Here is a 24,835-nt window from a genome sequence, read left to right as displayed (position 1 = left end):
AGTGGCTCCTCACAGCGCGGCGGCGAACTGGCGGATCCAGCGCAGGATCAGCAGGGCTTCGTCGGTGGCGTGGCGGTATTGATCGGGGCCGAAACCGAGCATCGCCTTCATGGCGGGCTCAAACCCGACGTCGTGATCCGGCCCGCCAGTGCGGACGCTCAGCCAGCGCCGGAGATGGCGGGCGAGCGCCTGGTGTTGCGGCTTGTTCTTGTCCTGGTAGAAGGCCAGGGTCTGCATCAGGCCGTTGTTCATGATCAGTGCAGGGGCGGCCTTGGCGAGGTTGCGGTATTCGTCGCCAGCCAGGGCGGTGCCTTCTTTGGCAAAGTCCCACGCGAACTGGGCGCGCTTCTGTTCGAGGGTGACCGGCGCGGCGGGCGTGGCGGGTTTGGCAGTCGAGGGCTGGCGGTTCTTCAGCGTGATTGTGCTCATCTGCGTTCTCCCGGTTAGTTGGCGGTGCCGGTGATGACGCGCGCGGCGACCAGCCCGCGCCCGGTGGTGGCGTCGCCGCCGACCTGCAGCAGCTGGCCATCGATGGCGCCGCTGACTTGAGACAGGACGGCTTCGGCGGCCATCTCGGCCTTGCCGCTGCGCTCGCGGCTGGCCATCAGGCTGCCGAGCATCAGGGCTTCGGGGGGCAGGTTCTCGGTGTAGAAGAGGCCGCCATCGCTGGCCGTGCCGGTCTTGTTGTCGATGCGCACGTGGGGCTCGACCACGGTGGCGTTCTTGGTGAACCAGGTGAAGTCGTCGTCGGCGAGCAGCACAAGGTCGGTGGCGAACTTGTCGCGGAAGAAGGCGTGGGCGTCGCCGGTGGGCAGGGCGTTGTCGGCGAGCCAGCGGGCGACGGCCTGCAGCGCGGGGGCCTGGGCGGGGGCGTGGGTGTATTCGAAGGCTTCCAGGTGGAGCCTGTCACCGCTGAGCAGGCCGGTATTGGTGACGCTGGCCGAGCCGGAGTCGACGGGCTGGGGGAGCGCGGGCATGCCGGCTACGCCGAGCTGGCTGAGCAGCCGCGCGGCGCGGGCCAGGGCAAGGGCGCTGGTGGCATACACGTATCCCCGCTTGACCGAGCGCACCGGGAAGGCGACAAGCTGGGCATCACCCAGGCTGACCGCGCCGGCGTGCAGGGTGCCAGACTGCGACTCGGGGCCGAACAGGCGGTCGAGCAAGCGCTCGCCGGTGGCGCCCTCGCTCCAGCCCGGCAGGGCGTGGAAGCGGTGGCGGATGGCGCCCTTGAGGCCGGAGCCGGGGAACAGCGGGTGCTCGGTGTGGCGTTCGCGGGCGATGGGGTTGTCGATGAGGCCGAAGGCCTGGCCGGCGCCCATGTGGACGGGGCTGGTGGCGTACAGGAAGAGGGCGGCGTGGGCTTGGAACATGGCGGGCGTCCTGGAGTGAAATTGGGGGTGTTGACGAGCGGTTCAGCGGTTCAGCGCCTCAGAGCCACTGGGCGAGCAGGCAGTTGTTGAAGCCTTCGGCGCGGCGCGAGGCGTCGTCCAGTGGCAGGCCCTCGGTGGCGAGCCGGTCGAGGGCGGCGGGGTTGCCCCGGAAATCGTCAAGCCAGTACACGCTGCCCGCCGCGACGGCGCGCAACGCGGGCTTGGGCCGGCGCCTGGCGAGGTCCCAGCCGGAGAGGGTCTCGAGGCGGGGGAGGGCGGCACAGGCCAGCCGTGCCGAGGCGCCGTGGAAGTGCCAGCGGCCGGCCGGGTCGGTGCCGGGCAGGCGCCAGCCGTCGGGGAAGATCCCGGGGCTAGTGAGCATCAGCCGGAAGCGCCCGGCGGCGGCCAGGGTGGTGCCGGCGTGGTGCGGTTGGGCGCAGTCGACCGGCTGGAGCCGGGCGCCGTGGCCGTCGCCGCCGAAGCGCAGCAGGCCAGCCTCGGGCAGCACGCCGTCGGCGCCCTGTACCTGGGCGACGAAGGCGACGCCGGGCTGGAGCGCGACCGCTTCGCTGGTGTAGAGCTGGCCTTCGGCGACGGTGTGCTTGCCGGCTTCGAGGGCGACGCCGAGGCGCGGGTCGAGCTTCCACAGTTCGGAGCTGGTCAGCCAGTGGCCCTGGTGCTTGCCGAGGGCTGCGCCGCGTTGCCAGGCGGCGATGCCGGCGGCGGTGAGCCACAGGCCGCCCTTGGGCTTGCCGGCTTCGGGCTGGCGCAGGGTGGGGGTGAGCGGCAGGGGGTGGCTGCTGGCCAGCGCCGGGTGGAGCGCGGTGGGCTGCAGCGGGGTGGCGCGGTCGTGTTGATCGACGCTGAGGTCGGCGGGCAGCGGGAGCAGGGGCTCGAAGCGCGGCTGCTCCTCGGTGCCGGTGTCGTGGGCGAGGCCGAAGTGGGTGATGCGGAAGCTGCCGGGCGCCTCGACGCTGCCGAGGCTGGCGGCGAGGGCGTCGCCAAGCCGGGCCTTGCCGTGGGCGAAGGCGGCCGGGTCGCCCCCGGCGTCGGCGAGCATGCGGCTGCGCAGCGCGCCGGCCGCCACCGAGGGCCAGGGCGGCATCAGGGCCTCGCCGTGGCTGCCGGCGTCGGCGAAGAGCTTGTTGCCGCGCAGGATCAGCACGTCGAGCGGTTCAATCAGGATAGTGGTCATGGTCAGCGCTCCCGGGTGGTGCCGCTGCGGCTTTCGCGGGCGAGAAACTCGGCGACCGCGAGGGTGTGGGTGATGACATCGGCCGGGCCAGTATCGGCGAGGCGCGGGTGGAGGGCGAGGGTGGCAAGCTTGCGGCCGTAGTCGTCGGCCTGTGCCCTGTCGGTGCCCTGGCGGACCAGCTGGTAGGCCAGGTTGCGCGCCAGCAATGGGTGCAGCGCGTCCTTGCCCAACTGGACGGGCAGGTGGGGCATCCAGCCCTGGGTGACGTAGGCGGCCTTGCGCGAGGTGTCGCGGCCGGCAAACAGCGCGCTGAGCTGGGCCAGTGCCTGCATGGGCGAATCGTCCAGCGTGGCGGCGTCGAGCCGCCACGGCAGGGTGAGCTCGGTGGCGCCGCCGCCGCGTTTCAGGAGGGTGATGGCGAAGGCGTCGCGCCCGCCGCGGCCCTTGGCGCGCTTTTCGGCGTCGCGCAGGGTGCGCAGGACGGCGCCGAGGGGCGCGCTGTGGTGGGCGATCACCGCGCCGGCGCTGGCGGTGGCGTGTTCGCCCATCAGGCGCAGGAGCTTGCCGTCGAGCAGGGCATGGCCGCCGCCCAGCTGGAGCCCTTCGAGGTCGAGCTGGAGGGTGGTGGCCAGCGGGGCCGGCACCGGCAGCCCGCCATAGGCGGCGCGCAGCAGGGTGAGGCAGGCGAGCAGGTCGTCGACGGCGACCAGCGCCATCACGTCGTCGCCGCCGGCGTAGATCAGCTTGCCCTTGCAGCGGTTCTCGACGATGTCCTGGGCGAGGGTCAGCGCGAAGCCGTTGAGGGCGCTGGAGATGGCCATGTGGCGGCTGGGGGAGACGGCACGCAGGGCGTCGAGATAGGCCAGGTGTTCGGGGCGGGTGAATCGGGCCTTCATCCGTTCGCGGATCTGGGGGTGGAAGGTGTCGCGGGTCTGCAGCAGCTTGTCCGGGTCGGTGCCGGAGATCCAGGCGCCCATGCTGTCGCCGTCGAGCAGGATGAGGGCGTAGTAGGTTTCGGGCTTGTCGCCGAGCAGCTGAGCGACCAGCCGGGCGTTGGGGTTGTCGGCTTCAGGGTCGTCGGTGCTGGCGGCGTCCATGAGGGCCGGCAGGGCGCGGGCGAGGCGGCGTTGTTGCGCGTCGTAGGTGTTGCCGCGCATCAGCTTGCGCATCAGGCGGCGGGGTAGTGCGGCGGAATCAAGGGCTTCCGCCGTTGCCTCGGCGAGCAGTTGCTCGCCGGCGGCGCCGATCGGCGCGCCTTGCTCAAGCCAGCGCTCCAGCGAGGTGGACACCGCCAGGGTATGGGTGGACACCACGAAGCGGCGCACGTCGAGGTCGCATTTGCCCAGCTCGTGCTTCACGAACCAGCGCGGCCACAGGCGCTTGAGCATGGCGAGGGCGCCAAGGTGTTCGCCCTTGCGGCTGAGGCCGGGGCGTTTGCTGATTGCTCGGTTCCACAAGGTGTCGGCGTGCTTGCGCTCGCCCTTGGGGATGTTGAGGTACTCACGGTCGTGGGTCAGCCATTCGGCCTCGCCGGTGAGGTCGCAGCGGTAGCCCTGCTCGCCGCCGTCCTGGCGCTGGGGGGCGGCGCGCACGCTCTTGGCGCTGGCGGCGAGGCGGTCGAGCAGCTCGTAGAGCGCGGGGTAGAGCACGCCAGTGTTGGGCCGGTAGAAGCGCGTGCCTTCGAGATCGAGCGGTTTCTGCAGGCGCTGCCAGGTGGGGCCGGCCAGGAAGCCGCCGTTGCCGAAGAAGGGTTCGCCGGCCTGCGCCAGCTGGCTGACGTCCGGGGCGCCGTCGCCCTCCTGCACCAGCGGGGCGAAGGGCACCGCGGCCCAATGCACCTCGGGGAAGCCGTCGAGCTGGGCGGCCAGCTGGGCGTGGCAGGGCAGCTCCGGGGTGTTGGCGATGCCGGCGTCGGCCAGCAGCTCGGCGAGCATGCCCGCCGCGGTGTCGCGCACGAAGCCGCGCACCGCCTGAGTGATGACTTCGGCCAGCTCCCGGGCCTGGCCCGCCGGCACGATGGCGACCAGCTTGTTGGGCAGCGCCGCAGCGAACAGGGGGTTGGCGTCGGTGCCGTGTCGTACCCACTCGCAGCTTTTCGCGAAGCGCTTGGGGTCCAGCCCCATCTCGTCGCGCAGCCACAGGTCCACCAGCGGCACGCCGCGCAGCTGGGGGAAGATCACCGCGTCAGGGCCGAGCCGTTCGCAGATCACCTTGAGGCCCTGCCAGGCGATGCGCGACAGCAGGTGCGAGCCGGCCCACAGGTCGGAGCTGGTGCGCGCCTGGGCGATGAAGTCCTGCACCGGGCCGAAGCTCATCGACAGCAACGCCGGATTGGCGCCGCTGTCGGCGGCAAACGCCGAGGCAAAGGCGGCGGAGAGGTCGAGGTGGGTCCAGATGGTGTGGTCGGGGATGCGCGTATCGGCCGGCAGTTGCTGCCAAAGGGCGCGCAGGCCATCGGCGTCGATCTCGGGGCCGAAGCGCCAGAAGGAGAGGGCGCTGCGGCGCGCGTCGGGCCGGCCCTCGGCGTCGCGCTCGATGAGGTCTTTGAAGTGGTCGACGGAGGCGGCCTTGATGTGCTCGGGGTCGATGTCGAGCCGGCCCAGCGGGTATTCGGTGCCGGAGAGCGGGTGGATCAGGACCGGGGTTTCGGTGAAGCGCACCTGGGTCCAGGCGGCGTAGCGGCCGTCCTTGGCGTCGCGCGGAAACTGCGGACGGTCGGCGGCGCTGGCCCAGTGGTCGGCCCGCCTGACGTGGGCGGCGAGCGGGCCGAGGCCGCCGGGGAAGAGGGCCTGCCGCAGTTCGCGCACCGTGCCACCTTCGTGGCCGGCGGGGTCGCGCAGCAGGACGAGGGCCTTCTCGGCGGGGTCGTGGGTCCAGGCGGCCAGCTTGGCGAGCCAGATGTTTTGGGTATCGTTGGTCATGGCGGGCCTTTGCGGTCAGGGGAGACGGGTGAGCGCGGCGTTGTCGAGGAAGTCGTGGACCCGCTGCCAGGTGCCAAGCAGGTCGACGCCTTGGTGGGGCAGGGTGGGCTTGCAGGGGGTGTGGTAGATCAGCGCCCGCAGGCTGCCGTCGGGCTCGCGCTGGAGCTTGAAGCGCAGGGTGTTGGCGAGGCGGGCGTCTTGCCCCCAATCCGCCTCCCCACCGCCATTCCGGCGAAGCTGTGGGGATACTTCGTGGTGTGTCACCGGATATGCAAGAACATGCCGCGGCTCGGGCGAGTCATGTAGCTGCCAGCCGTTCTGTCGTTTCTTTGCATTGGGATGAGGCCCGCCATGGCGAAACTGAAGGGCCTCCTGCGTGCGAAAGCCGATCTTGGTCTGCGCGAGGAATTTCATCGCCGCGCGCCAGTCGCGGAAGGTGTCCTTGCTGCGCCACACCAGCGCGCCTTTGGCATCGGTGCCGATCGCGTGGGGCCAGTCGAGGTCGAGGCAGCGAGCCAGGGGACGGGAGCAGCCGGTGTGTTCGAGGGCCGCCTTGCTCAGCACGGGCAAGGTGGGGGTGTCGGCGAGGGCCTCCCAGCCGAGCGAGCCCCAGCCGTTGCGGCTGCGCCCGCCGATGGTGCCGAACCAGTGGGCGAGGGTGAGGGCGAGGGTGAGCGCTTCATCATGTTCTTCGGCGTGGGCCAGCTTGAGGGTGTTCTCCTCCTTGGCCTGCAGCGCCGCGCCGTTGTTGAGCTGGGTGCCTTGCTGAAAGACGAGTGGGCCGTAGCCGAGGTACAGCTCGGCACCGACCGGCCGTTCTTTGCCGGTGTTGCGGTCTTTCACCTCGGGATGCGTCACGCGGGCCTCACCGGGCTCCCATTGTTTGCAGCTACCTGCGCGCCAGTCCGACAAGGCCAGCCGGATCTTGCTCTGCTGGTTGCCGTCGCTGCCGTCATCGGCGGCGGTGCCGAACAGGGCTTTCTCCTGCGTCTTCAGCGCGCCCACTTCATAAGCCACCTGGGGCGCCACGGCGATGCGCCACCATTCCCGGATCAGCGCTTTGAGCGGCGGGGTGCGCCAGGTGCCCTTTTGATCGGCGTCGCCCAGAAACGCAGGGCTGGCGAGCTGCAGGCGGTAGGTTTTCTTGATCATTGTTCTTTCCAGGTTGGTCGGCCGGAAGGGCGTCAAATAATGCAAAACACGCTATTTGATGTTGTTTCGATAGTCAAATGCTATGTTGAATTTAGCTGATTGGCGTGCCATCTCATGACACCGCAAGCTTGCGGCGGCTGCTCCCGGGGAAACGCAGGGCCGCCCCGAGTTTCCTTGCCCCCTCGGGGGGCGCTGGGCGGAGCCCGGCCCTTGGACGCTAGGGGTGCAGCCGAACCGCTTCGGGCGCCAGGGCCAGCCGGTATCGGTGCGGTTTCCGGCCGCCGTCGTCGATCAGGTAGGGTCGGGCAGCCGGGCCCAGCGCGCGTCTGATCGCGCTGCGCAATTTGGAGAGCTGGGACGAAAAGTAGCTGCCGTCCATGCCGGCGCGCAGGGCGCGCTCGGCCGAGCCGATGTCGCCCAGGGGGCCGACGATGGCGCGCAGTTCGTGCAGGTAGCGCTCGGCCCAGGCCGGGTCCGGAACGTCCTTGAGGGGCGCGGCCAGGGCGGCCTCGTTGGTTGCCGCGCGCCGTGCAAATACGGCGAGCAGCGCCAGTGCGGCGGGCGGCAGCCGGAAGCGGTGGCCTGCCGCCTGTACTTCGCGCGCAGCCAGATCGATCTCCAGCCGCGCCGGGCCGAGGCTGGCCCGCGCGGCGGCCACCGTGGCGTCGAAGCGTGCGCTGCCATCGAGCAGCGCGGTGGGTAGGCCGTGGCGCAGGCTGACGAAGGGGATCTCGGCGAGGCTGAGGCGCGCGCGCTGGGTATCGACGAGTTTCTTGCCGGCGGTTTCGATGATGTTTTCGTAGGGTGTGGGGTAGAAGAACTCCCAGCTGTTCTCGAAGGGCTCGGATACCAGCACGTGGGACAGGCGATCCTGCGGGCGGCCGAAGAGCGACAGGGCGTAGCCCAGGAAGAAACCCATGGTCTTGCGGCCGCCGGCGATGGAGACATGCAGGGCGCTTTCGGGGTCGGCGCTCAGTTCGCGGACCTTCTCGGTGATGAAGTCGGCGCAGGCGAGGTTGTCGGTCGGGCTGCGGATGTCGGCCATGGGCTGCCCCGACGCGTCGTGCAGGATGTGGATGTGATCCCCGTCGAAGGCGATCTCCGGCAGGCCGAAGTCCTTGCGCAGGCGGTGGAACCAGCCCGGCTTGTCCGACAGCAGCGCGAGCTGCGCACGCTCGGCGCCCTCGGCGGTGGTGATGAGGTGGACCTCTGTGGGCACGAACGGGTCGTCATGGCCTATCGCGAGCGCATGCAGCGTTTCGGTGACGATCTGGGGAGACAGGCCGGTGACGGCAAGCAGGATGCGGCGGGAAAAAGAGGTAGGGCGATGGTTGTCCATGGTGCCAGCGCAGAACAAGAGATGACGCGAAGCTTATCGTTTAAGCCCAGACGGCCGGGCTTTTGGCAAGCTTGCCGGGCTGTCATGCGGCATCCGTGATCGGCTCGACACCCGAGACAACAATGCTTTTCACGGCTTTCCGTAGATTCTCGCTGCGAGGTGAAGTCGGCTTCCCCAGCCATTCAGCGCGCCGGTGCACGCTTGCTCGCCCAGCGCGGCCCTTCCTCGTGCAATCTCCGCGAGCTCGCCCGCCCACGCGCCGATCCCGTTTCAGGGAAGGGCCCTGCGGGTCGGCGTCAATCGGTGAAACTCAGCTGAACGGATCGAGAAGGCGAACGCCGGAGGACTGGACATCAGCCGTGTTACGTGTGACGACGGTCAGGTCATAGATCAGACCGATGGCCGCTATCTGCTTGTCGATCGGATGCTGCGGGTTGGGCGACATGAGTTTGCCCCAGATCTGGGCGCACTCCAGATCGAAGTCCAGGATGCGTAAGGCGTGATCTGACACCAGGGCATCCAGCCAGGCTTCGAGACGGTCTGCCTGTTGCAGGTCTCCACGGCCCCGGATGTTTTCGACGCCGCGGCGAAGCTCACCGATGGTCTGCACCGACAGGTAGATCTCTTCGGCTCGCAGCTCGGCAAAAAAGGCCATCAAACCTGGATTGGCGCGGACACCTTTTCTCAGCTCGCTGACGACGTTGGTATCGAGTAGATACATCAGCGCTGACGGAGGTTGAAGTCTTCGTCCTCGCCGACATCGGGCATGCTCGCCAGCACTTCCTTGAAGCTACGGCGGGCAGGCCGGCAGAGTGCGGCCCGCAGGATTTCACGGTGCTCGGCTTCGGCGCTGCGCCCATGGGCCGCAGCGGCCTGCTTCAGCGCCTGGGCAACGGCGGGCTCAATGTTACGCACGACCAGATTGCTTGCCACGGGAAGTCTCCGATAAAGATTGCATTGATTGCATCATAGCCCGGACCGCTGCGGATGCAACCCTCAAACAGAACGCCCACCTCGAGAGGTGGGCGTTTTTATTGGTGGATGACTCCAGCCGCTGGATCGTCAGCCGCAAGTCCCCACTGCGCCGCAGGCGGTGCAGAAGTCGCAGCCGTCCTTGCGGATCACCGAGTGGTTGCCGCATTCGGAGCACAGGGCGCCCTGCATCACCTTGGGCTCGCTGGTGTCACGGGGGGCTTCGAGGATGCCCATCTCGCGGGTCGGGTAGCCGGCCTCGTCGAGGACGCCGAGCATGGCGTAGCGGTGGATGATCAGCGCGGCCATGTAGGCGACGGTGGAGGGCCAGTTCTGCTGGCGGCGGGTGCCGGGCACGAAGGCCATGAAGTCGCCCAGCGGTTCCGGATAGTCGATGAGCTTGCGCAGCTTCATGCCGATCCAGGCCGGGTCCATCACGCGCATGTCGAGGGACAGGATGCGGGACAGGCCGTCCAGGGCGCGCGGGTAGTTGCCCGACAGCCACATGGAGTAGGGGCGGGTGACGCCGTCGGGGAGGGTGATCTCCTTCAGGCCGAGCACGAAGTCTTCACCGGTGGCCGGGTTCTGGATGTCCACCGTCCACGACAGGGTGCCGTCGGTGCCGGTCTTGGGCTCCTGCAGGCTGAAGACGCTGTCGAGCACCGGGGTCGGCAGGTCGCCGTCGAGGGCTTCGAGCTTCTCGCAGCGGTAGCGCACGACCTGGGCGAAGGCGGACACGACGCCCGGCATCAGCTTCTGCTCGCCGTGCGGGGGGAAGCGCATCTCGAAGGACTTTTCGCCGACGGTCTTGGCGAGGGCCTCGAGCTTGAGCTTGAGCCAGCCGCGGTCGTTGGCGCGCATGTCCATCGACAGGGTCTTGGCGACGGCGCCCAGGCCGCGGGGCTGGTCGGCGCCGTTCACCCACACCTCGAACGGGAAGGCACCCTTGGCGGGGGCGTCCTCGGCCGGGTCCATGTGGCCGACGAACAGGGCGAAGTTGCCCTGCGGGGTGTTGAGCATGTAGGTCCAGGCGGCGTTGCCGTCCGGCAGGTCGGGGCGGCCCGGCCAGCGCAGGGACGAGAGCACCGGCGCCGGCAGGTTCTTGATGGACAGGCGGCGGTTGGTGTCGTCGGAGATCTCGAGGTCCTGCGGCTGCTTCTGCTCGGCACTCGGGGTGACCGACAGCACGGAGCCCAGCACGCTGTTGGGGCGGTAGGTGGCGAGGCCCTTGAGGCCGGCCTTCCAGGCGTCGAGGTAGAGGTTCTCGAAGTCGACGTAGGGGTAGTCTTCGGGGACGTTGACCGTCTTGGAGATCGAGGTGTCGATGTAGGGGGCAACGGCCGCGACCATGTCCTTGTGGGCGGCGGCGGAGATCTCGAGGGCGGTGACGAAGTAGTCGGGCAGCTTGTTCACGTCGCCGCCGAGGTGGCGGTAGAGGCGCCAGGCGTAGTCTTCGACCGCATGCTCCTTGAAGGTGCCGTCGGCCATCCGCTTCTTGCGGGTGTAGGTGTAGGAGAACGGCGGTTCGATGCCGTTGGAGGCGTTGTCGGCGAAGGCCAGGCTGATGGTGCCGGTGGGCGCGATGGACAGCAGGTGGGAGTTGCGCAGGCCGTGCTTGCGGATCTTGTCCTTGACTTCGGCGGGCAGGCGCGAGGCGAAGTTGCCGCCGGAGAGGTAGAGGTCGGTGTTGAACAGCGGGAAGGCACCACGCTCCTTGGCGAGCTCGACGGAGGCCAGGTAGGCCTGGTCGCGCATGAACTCGCTGATCTTGCGGGCCATGTCGCGGGCGGCGTCGGTGTCGTAGCGCAGGCGCAGCATGGCCAGGGCGTTGCCCAGGCCGGTGAAGCCGAGGCCGACGCGGCGCTTGGACTGGGCTTCGGCGAGCTGCTGCTCGAGGGGCCAGTGGGTGGCTTCGAGCACGTTGTCGAGCATGCGGATCGAGGTTTCGATGGTCTTGCCGAAGCCGGCGAAGTCGAAGCTGGCCTTGTCGGAGAAGGCGTCCTTGACGTACAGCGTGAGGTTGATCGAGCCCAGGCAGCAGCAGCCGTAGGAGGGCAGGGGCTGCTCGGCGCAGGGGTTGGTGGCCTCGATGGTCTCGCAGTAGTAGAGGTTGTTGTCGCGGTTCATCCGGTCGAGGAACAGGATGCCCGGCTCGGCGTGGTCGTAGGTGGAGCGCATGACCTGATCCCACAGGTCGCGGGCGCGCACCTTGCGGTACACCCACAGGCCGTCGTCGCGCTGGTAGCCGCCGGCCGCCTTGATGTCGTTGGAGGGCTCGGCCTTGTGGGCGAGCTCGACGTCGCCATCGGCCTCGACGGCCTGCATGAAGGCGTCGGTCACGGCGATGGAGACGTTGAAGTTGGACAGGTCGCCGTGGTCCTTGGCGTGGATGAATTCCTCGATGTCCGGGTGGTCGCAGCGCAGCACGCCCATCTGGGCGCCGCGGCGGGAGCCGGCGGATTCGACGGTCTCGCAGGAGCGGTCGAAGACGCGCATGTAGGACACCGGGCCGGAGGCATTCGACTGGGTGCCGCGCACCATCGCGCCCTTCGGGCGGATCGACGAGAAGTCGTAGCCGACCCCGCCGCCGCGGCGCATGGTCTCGGCGGACTGGGCCAGGGCGGTGTAGATGCCGCAGCGGCCGTCGACGGATTCGGTGATCGAGTCGCCCACCGGCTGCACGAAGCAGTTGATCAGGGTGGCGGCGAGGTTGGTGCCGGCGGCGGAGTTGATGCGGCCGGCGGGAACGAAGCCGCGCTCCTGGGCTTCGAGGAACTTGGTTTCCCAGAACAGGCGCTTGTCTTCCGACTCGATGGCGGCGAGGGCGCGGGCCACGCGCAGGCGGACGTCGGAGATGGTCTGCTCGTTGCCCTTGGCGTATTTCTCGAGCAGCACCTCTTCGCAGATCTCCTGCGGGAGGAGGTTGGCGGCTGTTGCGATCTGGGATTTTGCGTTCTTGGTGGTGGCGGTCATGGACTCCCTCTTACCGGTCTGTTCGCGTGCTTGATACAAAAATTCTTCGGTGCGTAGCTTACCGCGAAGTGGGTTTCTCGGCAAAAAATTATTTCCTTTAAAAACATAAAGTTAAAAAAATCAATAGTGTAAGAAAAATATTTTCTCTACTACATTTAGTATGTATTCTGGGCTTTAAAATCAAGAAAAAAGTCGCACGAACGCGCCCAGGGCCTTGATTTGTCGGGGAAATGGGCGAGGCGGTGAGCGATGCGGAAGGCGTTCCCGGGCCCGTCCCCGTTTGCTGCACAGCACCTAAACCAAGGTCTAATACCTCGCCTTCCGGCATCCCGATAAGGTGTCTCCCATGCGGCCGGACTGAAACATCGATGTCCGGCCCACCGATCCGGCCGCCGCAGAGCGACCGGCCAAGAAGGGGAAGTGCAGGCTCCCTGCACCCCATCACGAGGAGACATCGATGGCCGTACTCAATCGAATGGACTGGTATGACCTGGCCCGTTCAACCAACTGGACACCCAAATACGTCACCGAGGACGAACTGTTCCCGCCCCAGCTGTCGGGCGAGTTCGGCCTGCCGCTCACCGCCTGGGAGGGCTACGACGAGCCTTACAAGCAGACCTACCCCGAGTACGTGAAGGTGCAGCGGGAGAAGGACGCCGGGGCCTATTCGGTGAAGGCGGCGCTGGAGCGCAGCCGGATCTTCGAGAACGCCGACCCGGGCTGGAAATCGGTGATGAAGGCCCACTACGGCGCCATCGCCCGCGGCGAATACGCGGCGGCCAGCGCCGAGGCGCGCATGATGCGCTTCTCCAAGGCGCCGGGCATGCGCAACATGGCCACCCTGGGCTGCATGGACGAGATCCGCCACGGCCAGATGCAGCTCTACTTCCCCCACGAGCACGTGGCCAAGGACCGCCAGATGGACTGGGCTTTCAAGGCCTACGACACCAACGAGTGGGCGATGATCGCGGCGCGCCACTTCTTCGACGACATCATGATGACCCGGGACGCGATCAGCGTCTCGATCATGCTCACCTTCAGCTTCGAGACCGGCTTCACCAACATGCAGTTTTTGGGTCTCGCCGCCGATGCCGCCGAGGCGGGCGACCACACCTTCGCCAACCTGATCTCCAGCATTCAGACCGATGAATCCCGCCACGCCCAGATCGGCGGCCCGGCCCTCAAGCTGCTGATCGAGAACGGCCACAAGGCCGAGGCCCAGAAGCGCGTCGACATCGCCGTGTGGGGCGCCTGGAAGCTGTTCTCGGTGCTCACCGGCCCGATCATGGACTACTACACGCCGCTGGAGCACCGCAAGCAGTCGTTCAAGGAGTTCATGGAAGAGTGGATCGTCGCCCAGTTCGAGCGCGCCCTCACCGACATGGGCCTCGAGCTGCCCTGGTACTGGGACATCTTCCTCAACGACATCGGCCAGACCCACCACGGCATGCACCTCGGCTCCTACTTCTGGCGCCCGACCCTGTGGTGGAACCCGGCCGCCGGCGTGACCCCCGACGAGCGCGCCTGGCTGGAAGAAAAGTACCCCGGCTGGAACGACACCTGGGGCCAGTGCTGGGACGTGTTCATCGACAACGTGGTGGACGGCAACATGGCCATGACCTACCCGGAGACGCTGCCCTACGTGTGCAACATGTGCCAGCTGCCCATCCTCGGCGTGCCGGGCAAGGGCTGGGACGTGAAGGACTACCCCCTCGAGCACAACGGCCGCTTCTACCACTTCGGCTCAGAGGTGGACCGCTGGGTCTTCCAGCAGGACCCCGAGCGCTACGCCGGCCACCTGAGCATCGTCGACCGCTTCCTGGCCGGGATGATCCAGCCGATGGACCTGGGCGGCGCACTGCAATACATGGGCCTGGCCCCGGGCGAGATCGGCGACGACGCCCACAACTACGCCTGGGCCGAGGTCTACCGCGCCCTGCGCGAGACCCGCAAGGCGGGCTGATCCACCGCTATGCCGCCCCCGGCCCGCGCGGGGCCGGGGCGCGTTCCACACGAGGAGATTTGAAGATGGCGCTTTTTCCGTTGACCTCCAATTTCGAGGGGGATTTCGTCCTGCAGCTGGTGCCGGTGGATACCGAGCACACCATGGACGAGGTGGCCGCCGCCGCGGCCGTGCATTCGGTGGGGCGGCGCGTGCGCGCCCGGCCGGGCCACATCCTGCGCGTGCGCCGCCACGGCAGCACCGAGCTGCTGCCCCGGGGCATGAAGGTGGCCGAGGCGGGTTTCAAGCCCACCGAGACCGTGGACATCGTCTGGCAGGCGGGTGAGGTCTGAGATGAGCTTCAGCAAAGTCTGCACCGTCGACGACCTGTGGGAAGGCGAGATGGCGCCCTACACCGTCGATGGCCACGAGATCCTGCTGGTGTGCGCCGACGGCGGCGAGATCAAGGCCTTCCAGGGCATCTGCCCGCACCAGGACATCGCCCTCTCGGAGGGCAAGTTCGATGGCAAGAAGCTGATCTGCCGCGCCCACCTGTGGCAGTTCGACGCCGGCACCGGCCAGGGCATCAACCCCGACGACTGCGCGCTGGCGAGCTACCCGGTACGTATCGACGGCGACGACGTGCTGGTCAGCACCGAGGGCGTCGAGCCCCTGTTCGCCCACACCTGACCCCCGGCTGCGCCCCGGGCGCGGCCCCACCCAAAAACAGCGAGGAGACACACATGAGCAACGCATCTGCGGGGCAGGGCTACCACAACAACCTGGTCGGGCCGGTGATGCGCGCCGGCGACCTGGCCCAGGCGGTCATCGAGGCGGCCCGGGTGGACAACCCGGACAAGGAGATCTTCGTCGAGGACAAGCGGGCCTACATCCGCATCCACGCCGAGCAGGAGATGATCCTGCGCCAGGCCACCATCGAGGAGGAACTCGGCCGGCCCTTCCGCATGAACGACCTCGAGGTCGACCTCAGCTCCTTCGCCGGCCAGATCGAGAGCCGCGACGATTCCGTGCGCTTCTATTTCAACAAGAAGCTCTGACCCGCGCCCATTACAAGAAAGACACGAGGAGACACCCATGTCCGAGATTCAAGTCCTGAAGCCCCTCAAGACCTGGAGCCACCTGGCCACCCGCCGCCGCAAGCCCAGCGAGTACGAGATCGTCAGCGCCAACCTGCACTACAACGACAAGCGCCCCGACTCGCCCTACGAGCTGTCGCCCGACATGTTCATGAACACCTGGTACAAGAAGAACACCTTCGGTACCGCCCTCAAGCACGCCGACTGGAACGCCTTCCGCGACCCGGACGAGGTGGTCTATCGCACCTACAACCTGATGCAGGACGGCCAGGAGACCTACGTCTTCGGGCTGTTCGACCAGTTCAACGAGCGCGAGCACGACAAGGCCCTCGACCCGCGCTGGGCCGGCACCCTGGCGCGCCTGTACACCCCGGCCCGCTACCTCTTCCACACCCTGCAGATGGCCTCCGCCTACGTGGGCCAGGTGTCGCCGGCCAGCACCATCACCAACTGCCATTACTTCCAGATGGCCGACAGCCTGCGCTGGCTGAGCCACACCGCCTACCGCACCCGGGAGCTGTCCCAGGTGTTCGCCGACAAGGGCTTCGGCGTCGACGAGCGGCGCTACTGGGAAGAAGACCCCGCCTGGCAGGGCTTCCGCGAGCTGATGGAGAAGGCCCTCACCGTGTGGGACTGGGGCGAGGCCATCGTGGTGCTCAACCTGGTGGTCATGCCGGCGGTCGAGGAGGCCGTGCTGCGCCGCCTGGGCGAAGCCGCCCGCCACAACGGCGACACGCTGCTCGGCCTGCTCACCGACGCCCAGCTGATCGACGCCGCCCGCCACCGCCGGTGGACCGCCGCCTTCGTGGCGATGGCCCTGCAGACCCCGGGCAACCTGGCGCTGATCCAGTCGTGGATCGCCAAGTGGGAGCCCCTGGCCGACCGCGCCATCGACGCCTACTGCGCGGCCCTGCCGGATGTGCCGGGCGCCGCCGAGGCAGCAAAGGCCGCCACCCGCGACCTGCGCCGCAGCCTGGCCCTCTGATCCCCCAGCCCCCGGAGCGCCCGACGGCGCGCCCATGCCCGCGGGGCAGGGCGCGCCGCACGCGGCGGAAGGAGTTCAAGCAGTGGTTCATCCAGTCATCACCAACGAGCGGGACGGCACCCGCTTCGAGCAGGCCCCCGGCGACACCCTGTTGCGGGCGGCCCTGCGTGCCGGCGTCGGGCTGTCCTACGAGTGCAACTCGGGCGGCTGCGGCGGCTGCAAGTTCGAGCTGCTGGCGGGCGACATCGAGACCCTGTGGCCCGCCGCCCCGGGCCTCGGCGAGCGCGACCGCCGGCGCGGCCGCCACCTGGCCTGCCAGTGCCGGGCGCTGGGCGACGTCACCATCAAGGCGGCCAGCGGCCCCGAATACGTACCGGTGCGCGCGCCCCGAAGGCGCCGGGCGGTGCTCACCGGGAGCGCCGACATCACCCACGACCTGCGGGAGTTCCGCTTCCGCGCCGAGGGCGAGGCGGATTTCCTGCCGGGGCAGTTCGCGATGCTCGACCTGCCGGGCCTTGCGTCGTCCCGCGCCTATTCCCTCGCCAACACCTCCAACGGCGACGGCGAGTGGCATTTCCAGATCCGCCGGGTGCCGAACGGGCAGGGCACCGCGACCCTCTTCGACCACCTGCAGCCGGGCGCCGAGATCGGGCTCGACGGGCCCTACGGCGTCGCCTACCTGCGCACCGACTCGCCCCGCGACATCGTCTGCGTGGCCGGCGGCTCGGGGCTGGCGCCGATGATCTCGATCGCCCGCGGGGCGGCGGAAGCGGGGATGCTCGGCGCGCGCCGGCTGCATTTCTTCTACGGCGCCCGGGAGCCCCGCGACGTGTGCGGCGAAGCCATGCTGGCCGGGCTGCCGGGCTTCGGGGAGCGGATCACCTATTGCCCGGTGGTCTCCATGCCGGGCGATGGGGGCTGGACGGGGGCGACGGGCTTCGTGCACAGCCATCTGCCCGCCGCCCTGCCGGCGCCGCTGGCCCGCTACGAGTTCTACTTCGCCGGGCCGCCGCCGATGACCCAGGCCCTCCAGGAGATGCTGATGGTGGACCACCGGGTGCCCTTCGAGCAGATCCATTTCGACCGATTCTTTTGACAGCCGGCCCCGGGACGGACGTGGAGACGACAATGAAAAAACGACACAGCACCGGACGCAGCCCCCGGCGCCAGCGCCTGCCGATGGCGGGCTTGGCCCTCGCCCTGGCCACCGCCGCGGGCGCCGCCCAGGCCACCGACGTGTTCCGCCTCGAGGGCTTCGGGGCGGTGTCCCGCGCCATGGGCGGGGTGGCCACCGCCCACGACGTGGGCCCCGCCGGCATGATGACCAACCCGGCAACGCTGTCCCTGATGGAGGCCGACAACGCCGCGATGGTGGGCCTCGACCTGGTCACCACCGACATCGACGTGCGCAACCGCGACACCGGCGAGAACGCCCCTTCGCGCAACCACGGCGCCAACCGCGGCCCGTATTTCGCGCCGGAGCTGGCCTACGTGCAGCGCGTCGGCGCATGGAGCTTCGGCCTCGGCGCCTTTGCCCAGGGTGGGCTGGGCACCGAGTACGGTCGCAACAGCTTCCTGTCCCGCGGCACGGGGGGGCTCGACACCGGGCTGGAGAACGCCAGCCGCCTGCTGGTGCTCAACATCCCCGTGGCGGCCAGCTTCCGGGCCAGCGAGGCCCTCACCATCGGCGGCAGCATCGACGCCATGTGGCAGGGGCTCAACCTCGACATGCTGCTGGGGGCCGACCAGGTGGGCAGCCTGATCAGCGCCGGGCGCGTGTCCGGCAGCCTGCTGCCGGTGCTGGGCGGCCTGCCCGACCTGCGTGGCGCCCACTTCAGCCTGACCCGCAACGCGCCCCTGGCCAGCGGCGTCAATGCCTGGGGCTACACCGGGCGGGTGGGCATGACCTACGCCCTGTCGGCGGACACCCGCCTCGGCGCCGCCTACACCCTGCGCAGCCGGATGGGCGACATGGACGGCCGCGCGACCCTCACCGCGGTGGACGGTGTCGCCGGGCAGATCGCGCTGCCGGGCAAGCTGCAGGTGCGCGACTTCCAGATGCCGTCGGTGCTCAACCTCGGGGTGAGCCACCGGGTCACCGACCGGCTGACGCTGGCAGCGGATGTGTCGCGGGTGTTCTGGGCCGGGGTGATGAAGGACATCAAGGTGGCCTTCGTGGCCGACGGTGGTGGCGACCTTAACATCCGGCTGCCCCAGGACTACCGCGACCAGACCGTCGTGGCCGTGGGCGGCGCCTGGCGGATGGACGAGCGCTGGACCCTGCGCGGCGGCCTGCGGGTGGCCCAGCAGGCGCTGCCGTCCTCCACGCTGCTCCCGGTGATTCCGGCCACGCCGCGCAAGCACCTGTCCGCCGGCTTCGGCTACGCCGTGTCGCCCCGGGCCAGCGTGGACTTCGCCTGGTCCCACGCCTTCCGGGAGATCATGGACAACACCAGCCTGCCCAACACCTCGGCGCCGATCCGGGTCAGCCACGCCCAGGACAATGCGACGCTGGTCTACACCTGGCGCTTCTGAACGCGCATCCTTGTACCCCACAGGCCCGGCGCGCGTCTCCCGCGTGCCGGGCCGGCGCACGTGGGTGGATGGCCGGCAGGGAGGCGCAAGGCGTGGAGAGGATCGACATGAATCCGGATGACGATATCTGCCGGGTGGCCCGGCGCACCTCGGTGCGCGGCGTGGTGATCGAGGCCGGCGACGCCCGCGAGGTGCGGCGCCAGAAGATGGCCCGCATCATCCTCGACGCGATGTACCAGTTTCTGGGCCTGCTGGATCTGGACGGCACCGTGCTGGAGATCAACCAGGCGGCCCTCGACGGCGCCGGCCTCGGCCTCGAGGACGTGATCGGCAAGCCCTTCTGGCAGGCTCGCTGGTGGGCGGTGTCGGAAGAGGTTCGGGAGCGCGTGCGGGAGATGATCGAGGAAGCCCGCACCGGCCGCTTCGTGCGCTGCGACTTCGAGGTCTTCGGTGACCTGCACGGCAGCCGCACCATCGTCATCGACTTCTCGCTGACGCCCATCCTCGACGACGAGGGCCGGGTGGCCTTCCTGCTGCCCGAGGGCCGCAACATCACCGAGAAGATCGCCAGCAGCGCCGAGCTGTCGCGCAAGAACGGCGAGCTGCAGGTGGCCCTGGAGCGCCTCGAGGAGCTCGACGGCTACAAGACCCGCTTCTTCGCCAACGTGAGCCACGAGCTGCGCACCCCGCTGGCCCTGATCCTCGGCCCGGTGGACCAGCTCATCAAGGAGGCCGGCCAGTTCAGCGAGCGGGAGCGCTTCCGCCTCGCGGCGATCCAGCGCAACGCCCGCGCGCTGCTGCAGCAGGTGAACAACCTCCTCGACCTGGCCCGCATCGATGCCGACCGGATGCCGATGGCCTACGTGCACACCAACCTGGTGGCCCTGGTGCGCGAGATCCTCGACGGCTTCGCCGCCGCCGCGGACGACCGGGGCGTCACCATGCTGCTGCGCGGCGAGGCCGAGCTCCACGCCGACGTGGACCGGGCCAAGTTCGTGCGGGTGCTGGTCAACCTGCTCTCCAACGCCTTCAAGTTCACCCCGCCGGGGGGGCGCATCGTGTGCCGGCTGGAGCGCCTGCCCGGCGGCCGGCTGCTGCTCGGCGTGCAGGACAACGGCCCCGGCGTGCCCGACGCCCTCAAGCAGCACATCTTCGACCGCTTCACCCAGGGCCGCGAGGGGCCGGGGGCAGCGGGCTGGGGCTCAACATCGTCAAGGAGTTCGTCGAGCTGCACCGGGGGACGGTGGTGGTGGTGGACGCGCCGGGGGGCGGCGCGGTCTTTCAGGTGGAGCTCCCCGCGCGGGCACCCGAGGGCGCCTTCGTGCGGCCGGAGGCGAGCCGGGACGGACCGGCCCTGGCCGAGGCCGACGTGCCCCTGGCCCCCGAGCTGCCCCTCGCCGCCGACGCGCCCTTCCAGCCGGGCAAGCCGCGGGTGCTGGTCGCCGAGGACAACCCCGACCTGCGCCACTTCCTGCACCACGTGCTGTCGGACGAGTACAACGTGGTGCTGCGGGAGGACGGCGAGTCGGCCTTCCTGGCCGCCGTGGCCGACCCGCCGGACCTCATCATCACCGACCTGATGATGCCCCGCTGGGACGGCGAGCGCTTCGTGCGCGCCCTGGCCGAGCGGGCCCAGTCGCCCCGGGTGCCGGTGCTGGTGCTGTCGGCGCGGGCCGACGACACTCTGCGCGAGAACCTGCTCGAACACCTGGTGCAGGACTACCTCATCAAGCCCTTCTCGGCCCAGGAGCTGCGGGCGCGGGCGCGCAACCTGGTGGCGGTGAAGCGCACCGTGGACATCCTGCAGCGGGAGCTCAACTCCCAGGCCTCCGACATCGTCGAGCTGACCGCCGGGCTGGTGGAGAGCCGCCAGTCGCTGCAGCGCAGCTTCACCGCCCTGCAGGTCTCCGACCGGCGCTGGCTGGGCCTCTACGAGAACACCGCGGTGGGCATCGCGCTGACCGACCGGGACGGCCGCATCCTGTCGGCCAACCCGGCCCTGCAGCGCATGCTCGGCTACGGGCGGGACGAGATCGTCGGGGTGTCGCTGATCGCCCTCACCGACCCCGCCGAGCGGGACACCACCGCGCGCAACGTGCATGGCCTCTTCGATGGCGAGCTGCCCAGCTATTCGGTGCAGAAGCGCTACGAGCGGAAGGACGGCGCCTACCTGTGGGCCAACGTGTGCGCCTCGCGCATCCCCGCGATGGCCGGGGACGGCGCGATGCTGGCGGTGATCGTCGAGGACATCACCCTGCGCATGGAGGCCGAGCGCTCCCTGGCCGCCACCCGCGCCGAGCTGACCCGGGTGGCGCGCTTCACCGCGATGGGCGAGCTGGTGGCCTCGATCGCCCACGAGATCAACCAGCCCCTCACCGCGGTGATCACCAACAGCCAGGCCGCGCTGCGCTGGCTGTCCCACGCCTCGCCCAACCTCGACGAGGTGGCGGCGGCCCTGAAGCGGGTCAACCGCGACGCCAGCCTGGCCGGCGAGGTGATCTCGCGGATCCGCGGTTTCCTGCGCGCCGGCGAGATCCGCCGCGAGCCCGTCGACCTGGCGCGGATGCTCGATGAGCTGCTGCAGATGCTGCAGACGGTGCTCAGCGAGGCCGGCGTGCAGGTGAGCGTCGCGCAGCCCCGCCCGCAGCCGCGCCTGATCGCCGACCCGGTGCAGTTGCAGCAGGTCATCCTCAACCTCATCCTCAACGCCGTCGATGCGATGCGCGACCTGCCGGGCGGCGGGCGGTGGCTGCGCATCGAGGTAGCGCCCGAGCCCGCGGGCGGCCTGGGCTTTGCGGTGCGGGACAGCGGGCCCGGCGTGGCCGCCGACATGGAGGCGCGCCTCTTCGAGGCGTTCTATTCGACCAAGCCCGACGGGCTGGGGATGGGGCTGGCGATCAGCCGCAGCATCATCGAAAACCACGGCGGGCGCCTGTGGCTGGACCGCAGCGCGGGCCCCGGCGCCTGTTTCAGATTCACCCTGCCGGACCAGTGAGCCGCGGGCGGGGGCAAGGAGGTGGCATGACGGAGAGCCCGGAGTGGGTGTATGTGGTGGATGACGACCTGTCGGTGCGGGAGGCGCTGAGCAGCCTGATCCGCTCGGTGGGGCTGCGGGTGGAGACTTATCCCTCGGCGGCGGCCTTCCTCGAGGCGGAGCGCCCCCCCGGCGTGGCCTGCCTGATCCTCGACGTCCGGATGCCTGGCCTGAGCGGCCTGGAGCTGCAGAACCGGCTGACCCAGGGCGGCCCGTCGATTCCGATCATCTTCATCACCGGCCACGGCGACATCCCGATGGCAGTGCTGGCGATGAAGAAGGGCGCGGTGGAGTTCCTGTCCAAGCCCTTCCGCGACGACGACCTGCTCGACGCGATCCACGGCGCCCTGGCCCGGGCCCGCGACACCCATCGCGAGGAGAGCGAGGTGGGCGAGATCCGCCGCCGCTACGCGCTGCTCACCGCCCGGGAGCGGGAGGTGATCGCCTACATCGTCAAGGGCGCCCTCAACAAGCAGGCCGCCTCCGAGCTGGGCGTCTCGGAGATGACGGTCAAGGTGCACCGCCACAACATCATGCACAAGATGGGCGTGACGCGGCTGCCCGACCTGGTGCGGATGGTGGAGCGGCTCAACCAGGCTTAGAACGCCCCGCCGGGCGGGCCGGCGTTCAGCCCTGGCCCGGCGGCAGGGTGTCGGGCCTTGCCACCGCCGGCCTGTCGGCGTCGCTGAGCGGGTAGGGGTCAGCCACGTAACCGGGCCCCTTCATCACCATCACGATGAAGGCCGACAGGCCCACCGTGAACACCACCGTCCAGTGCAGCACCACCAGGCTGATGCTGTAGATGTCCACGCTCATCACCATGCTGGTGGCGCCGAGGATCGGGTTCACAAGCGCCGCTGCGCGCACTGCCAGCGACGGCAGGGCCAGCAGGGCGGTGCCGATCACGAGGGCTCTGGGCAGCAGGCGCAGGATCTGCCGCTCGCGGCCGGGGGCCGTCCGCGGGTGGCCAGGGAGTTGGTTGAAGAGACGGCTCATGATGGTCTCCGCGGGGGCTAGTGAGTGATCGAGAACGCGCCCAGGGCCAGGCTCAGGCAGGCCACCCCGCTCAGCTGCCGGCGCAGCGGCAGGTACCAGGCGGGCAGCGGCACCTGCCCGGCGAGCCGGTGGTCCTGCCACAGGTGGGCCAGAAAGCCGGCGATCAGCAGCGGCGCCCCGAGCTGCGGCTCCAGCATCACCGCCGGCCAGGCCAGCAGCGGCGGCACCACGCTCCACACAAAGGCGTTGCGGCGCAGGGCCAGAGCCATCCCCGGCAGCGCCATCGCGAAGCCCCAGTGCAGGGCGCCCACGAAGCTCAGGATCACCGCGCCATAGGCCACCAGCGCGTCGGCCCACACCAGGCCGTGGTGGCGGTCCGCCCAGGCCACCAGTGCCAGGCCGATGAAGGGCAGCAGGCCGCCGTAGCCGAGCCAGGCGGCGGAGCGGGGGAGGCGGGGGTCGAAGGGGGTGTTCATGGCCGCACCTCACTTCACCAGCGGGCGGACGCTGGCGAAACCGCCGTCCATCGACCACACCTGGCCGGTTACCCGGCCCGCTCCGGGCGACAGCAGCCAGGCCATCAGGCCGGCCAGCTCGGCCGGGTCGCCGATGCCCGGCAGCGGATACTGGCGCGCCGCGGCCTCCCGGGCCGGTGGGCTGGCGATGATGCGCGCCGCGGCGGGCGTCTCCATGATGCCCGGCGCCACCGCGTTGATCCGCACCCCGGCCGCCGCGTAGGTGGCCGCCGCGCCGCGCACGAGGCCCTCGACGCCGGCCTTCGCGGCTGCCACCGCTTCGTGGTTGGGGGTGCCGATCCGCGCCGCCGCCGACGACACCAGCACCGCCGCGCCGGGCTGGCCGGCCTTGCCGAGGGCGCCGACGAAGCCCGCCAGGGTGTGGAAGGCGCTGAACAGGTTGGCGCTCATGCAGTCGATGAAATCCCGCTCGCTCGTGCGGTGCAGCGCGCCCAGGCGGATGTTGCCGACGCAGTGGGCGAGGGCGGTGGGGGTGAGGCCCGCCGCCGCCGCCGCCGAGAAGATCTGCGCCACCCCGGCCGGCGTCGAGCAGTCGGCCACCACCTGCAGGTGCTCGGTGCCGAAGGCGGCCTCCAGGCGCGCCGCGTCGCGGCTCACCACCACCAGCTGCCAGCCATCCGCCGCGAGGCGCCGCGCCAGCGCCTGGCCCAGGCCGCCGGCTGCGCCGGTAATCAGCGCCACCTTGTTCATTTTTTGCTCCTTGAATCTGTATTTGTCTTGGACAAAATAATCCTACGATTCTAAGATTAGGTTGATCAATCAATTTGTCCAGGTCGCCATGAATAAAATCGAGAGCGTCGCGGTGCTCGGCGCGGGCCTTGCGGGCCTGTCCTGTGCCCGCCATCTCCAGCAGCAGGGCCTCGAAGTGAGGCTCTTCGACAAGAGCCGCGGCCCCGCCGGCCGCATGAGCACCCGGCGCGGTGACGACTGGCAGTGCGACCACGGCGCCCAGTACTTCACCGCCCGCAACCCCGACTTCCGCGCCGAGGTCGCCCGCTGGGAAGCCCTCGGCGTGGCGGCGCGCTGGCAGCCGCGCCTGGAGGTCTTCGCCGGCGCCGACCTGCACACCCCCGACGAGACGCTCGAACGCTTCGTGGGCACCCCGCGCATGACGGCGCCGGCCCGCTCGCTGGCGCTCACCCTCGACCTGCGCGCGCAGCACACCGTCGACCGCGTCGTCGCCGGCCCGGCCGGCTGGCGCCTGGGCACCCTGGAGCAGGGCGAGCTGCCCGAGACCTTCGACGCCGTGGTGCTGGCCGTGCCGGCCCCCCAGGCGGTGCCTCTGCTGGCCCCCGTCCACCCCCAGTTCGCCGGCGTCGCGGCCCTGGCCCGGATGCGCCCCAGCTGGGCGCTGATGCTGCGCTACGACGCGCCCCTCGACCTCCACTTCGACGCGGCCTTCGTCAATCACGGCCCGCTGCGCTGGGTGGCCCGGGACAGCCACAAGCCCGGCCGCGGCCCGCGGGAAACCTGGCTGCTCCACGCCACCCCGGAGTGGAGCGCGGAACACCTCGAAGCGCCCGCCGAGGCCGTCGCCGAAGCGCTGCTCGGCGCTTTCGCCAAGCTGGGCGCCGAGACCCCGCCGGCCGCGTGGAGCGCCCACCGCTGGCGCTTCGCCGACACCGAGCCGGCCCTGGACCGCGTCTGCTGCTGGGACGACGAGCGGCGCATCGGCCTGTGCGGCGACTGGCTCAACGGCGGCAAGGTGGAGGGCGCGTGGCTGAGCGGCCGGGCGCTGGCCCGCCGGATCGGCGCCGCGGCCACCGTGGGGTCCGAACTGCCATGACT

General features: G+C 69.7%; 23 protein-coding genes. 11 read left to right on the top strand and 12 right to left on the bottom strand.

Annotated features, from left to right (window positions below; translation table 11 throughout):
- Positions 1 to 9: 9 nt before the first annotated feature.
- From cmr5 to ACE3OU_RS06545, 9 genes are all read right to left on the bottom strand, one after another.
- Positions 10 to 429, bottom strand: coding sequence for a type III-B CRISPR module-associated protein Cmr5 (gene cmr5 / locus ACE3OU_RS06585; RefSeq protein WP_374240746.1), 420 nt, complete (start codon positions 427 to 429; stop codon positions 10 to 12).
- A gap of 14 nt (positions 430 to 443) precedes the next feature.
- On the bottom strand, positions 444 to 1,370 hold the full coding sequence (cmr4, locus tag ACE3OU_RS06580; protein ID WP_374240745.1) for a type III-B CRISPR module RAMP protein Cmr4: 927 nt from the start codon (positions 1,368 to 1,370) through the stop codon (positions 444 to 446).
- Positions 1,371 to 1,428: 58 nt separating this feature from the next.
- Complete coding sequence (locus ACE3OU_RS06575) at positions 1,429 to 2,565, bottom strand: type III-B CRISPR module-associated Cmr3 family protein (RefSeq protein WP_374240744.1); 1,137 nt, start codon at positions 2,563 to 2,565, stop codon at positions 1,429 to 1,431.
- 2 nt (positions 2,566 to 2,567) lie between these two features.
- Entirely contained in the window at positions 2,568 to 5,486 is a 2,919-nt protein-coding gene (gene cas10, locus ACE3OU_RS06570; RefSeq protein ID WP_374240743.1) for a type III-B CRISPR-associated protein Cas10/Cmr2, read from the bottom strand.
- A gap of 15 nt (positions 5,487 to 5,501) precedes the next feature.
- Positions 5,502 to 6,638, bottom strand: coding sequence for a hypothetical protein (locus ACE3OU_RS06565; RefSeq protein ID WP_374240742.1), 1,137 nt, complete (start codon positions 6,636 to 6,638; stop codon positions 5,502 to 5,504).
- Between the two features lie 217 nt (positions 6,639 to 6,855).
- A complete protein-coding gene (gene csm6, locus ACE3OU_RS06560; protein ID WP_374240741.1) occupies positions 6,856 to 7,977 on the bottom strand; it encodes a CRISPR-associated ring nuclease Csm6 in 1,122 nt (373 codons plus the stop codon).
- A gap of 310 nt (positions 7,978 to 8,287) precedes the next feature.
- Positions 8,288 to 8,698, bottom strand: a complete 411-nt coding sequence (locus tag ACE3OU_RS06555) for a type II toxin-antitoxin system VapC family toxin (protein WP_374240740.1) — start codon at positions 8,696 to 8,698, stop codon at positions 8,288 to 8,290.
- Complete coding sequence (locus ACE3OU_RS06550; protein WP_374240739.1) at positions 8,698 to 8,910, bottom strand: DNA-binding protein; 213 nt, start codon at positions 8,908 to 8,910, stop codon at positions 8,698 to 8,700. The genes ACE3OU_RS06555 and ACE3OU_RS06550 overlap by 1 nt, the downstream gene beginning before the upstream one ends.
- 129 nt (positions 8,911 to 9,039) lie before the next feature.
- Complete coding sequence (locus ACE3OU_RS06545; protein WP_374240738.1) at positions 9,040 to 11,922, bottom strand: adenosylcobalamin-dependent ribonucleoside-diphosphate reductase; 2,883 nt, start codon at positions 11,920 to 11,922, stop codon at positions 9,040 to 9,042.
- Between the two features lie 457 nt (positions 11,923 to 12,379).
- Between ACE3OU_RS06545 and ACE3OU_RS06540 the strand changes: the two genes are divergently transcribed.
- The 10 genes from ACE3OU_RS06540 (at position 12,380) to ACE3OU_RS06495 (ending at position 22,117) form a co-directional block, all read left to right on the top strand.
- Positions 12,380 to 13,885: an aromatic/alkene/methane monooxygenase hydroxylase/oxygenase subunit alpha gene (locus ACE3OU_RS06540; protein ID WP_374240737.1), complete on the top strand. Its 1,506-nt coding sequence runs from the start codon at positions 12,380 to 12,382 to the stop codon at positions 13,883 to 13,885.
- A 65-nt stretch (positions 13,886 to 13,950) separates the two neighbouring features.
- Positions 13,951 to 14,217, top strand: a complete 267-nt coding sequence (locus ACE3OU_RS06535) for a toluene-4-monooxygenase system B family protein (RefSeq protein ID WP_374240736.1) — start codon at positions 13,951 to 13,953, stop codon at positions 14,215 to 14,217.
- A gap of 1 nt (position 14,218) precedes the next feature.
- Complete coding sequence (locus tag ACE3OU_RS06530; protein WP_374240735.1) at positions 14,219 to 14,554, top strand: Rieske 2Fe-2S domain-containing protein; 336 nt, start codon at positions 14,219 to 14,221, stop codon at positions 14,552 to 14,554.
- Between the two features lie 53 nt (positions 14,555 to 14,607).
- Positions 14,608 to 14,922, top strand: coding sequence for an MmoB/DmpM family protein (locus ACE3OU_RS06525; protein WP_374240734.1), 315 nt, complete (start codon positions 14,608 to 14,610; stop codon positions 14,920 to 14,922).
- 37 nt (positions 14,923 to 14,959) lie between these two features.
- Positions 14,960 to 15,946, top strand: a complete 987-nt coding sequence (locus tag ACE3OU_RS06520; protein ID WP_374240733.1) for an aromatic/alkene monooxygenase hydroxylase subunit beta — start codon at positions 14,960 to 14,962, stop codon at positions 15,944 to 15,946.
- A gap of 82 nt (positions 15,947 to 16,028) precedes the next feature.
- Positions 16,029 to 17,042, top strand: a complete 1,014-nt coding sequence (locus ACE3OU_RS06515; protein ID WP_374240732.1) for a 2Fe-2S iron-sulfur cluster-binding protein — start codon at positions 16,029 to 16,031, stop codon at positions 17,040 to 17,042.
- Between the two features lie 32 nt (positions 17,043 to 17,074).
- A complete protein-coding gene (locus tag ACE3OU_RS06510) occupies positions 17,075 to 18,481 on the top strand; it encodes an OmpP1/FadL family transporter (protein WP_374240731.1) in 1,407 nt (468 codons plus the stop codon).
- Positions 18,482 to 18,588: 107 nt separating this feature from the next.
- A complete protein-coding gene (locus ACE3OU_RS06505) occupies positions 18,589 to 20,061 on the top strand; it encodes a histidine kinase dimerization/phospho-acceptor domain-containing protein (RefSeq protein WP_374240730.1) in 1,473 nt (490 codons plus the stop codon).
- Entirely contained in the window at positions 19,962 to 21,476 is a 1,515-nt protein-coding gene (locus ACE3OU_RS06500) for a PAS domain S-box protein (RefSeq protein WP_374240796.1), read from the top strand. Before ACE3OU_RS06505 ends, ACE3OU_RS06500 begins: the two co-directional genes overlap by 100 nt.
- Positions 21,477 to 21,502: 26 nt before the next feature.
- Positions 21,503 to 22,117, top strand: coding sequence for a response regulator transcription factor (locus ACE3OU_RS06495; RefSeq protein WP_374240729.1), 615 nt, complete (start codon positions 21,503 to 21,505; stop codon positions 22,115 to 22,117).
- Between the two features lie 25 nt (positions 22,118 to 22,142).
- Here ACE3OU_RS06495 and ACE3OU_RS06490 read toward each other — a convergent pair whose 3' ends face one another.
- The 3 genes from ACE3OU_RS06490 to ACE3OU_RS06480 are packed head-to-tail and all read right to left on the bottom strand — an operon-like array spanning position 22,143 to position 23,737.
- On the bottom strand, positions 22,143 to 22,511 hold the full coding sequence (locus ACE3OU_RS06490; protein ID WP_374240728.1) for a hypothetical protein: 369 nt from the start codon (positions 22,509 to 22,511) through the stop codon (positions 22,143 to 22,145).
- 17 nt (positions 22,512 to 22,528) lie between these two features.
- A complete protein-coding gene (locus tag ACE3OU_RS06485; protein ID WP_374240727.1) occupies positions 22,529 to 22,987 on the bottom strand; it encodes a DUF3429 domain-containing protein in 459 nt (152 codons plus the stop codon).
- 9 nt (positions 22,988 to 22,996) lie between these two features.
- Positions 22,997 to 23,737 carry an SDR family NAD(P)-dependent oxidoreductase gene (locus ACE3OU_RS06480; RefSeq protein ID WP_374240726.1) on the bottom strand — a complete coding sequence of 247 codons (741 nt, stop codon included), beginning with the start codon at positions 23,735 to 23,737 and terminating at the stop codon, positions 22,997 to 22,999.
- 88 nt (positions 23,738 to 23,825) lie between these two features.
- On the opposite strand from ACE3OU_RS06480, the gene ACE3OU_RS06475 reads away from it, so the two are divergent.
- On the top strand, positions 23,826 to 24,833 hold the full coding sequence (locus ACE3OU_RS06475) for an NAD(P)/FAD-dependent oxidoreductase (RefSeq protein WP_374240725.1): 1,008 nt from the start codon (positions 23,826 to 23,828) through the stop codon (positions 24,831 to 24,833).
- The last annotated feature ends 2 nt before the right edge of the window (positions 24,834 to 24,835 follow it).

Origin of the sequence: Zoogloea sp. (assembly GCF_041908905.1) — a bacterium.
Classification (GTDB): Bacteria; Pseudomonadota; Gammaproteobacteria; order Burkholderiales; family Rhodocyclaceae; genus Zoogloea.
Note: the sequence above shows the minus strand (reverse complement) of the source record. Positions and strands in the feature narration are given on the sequence as shown.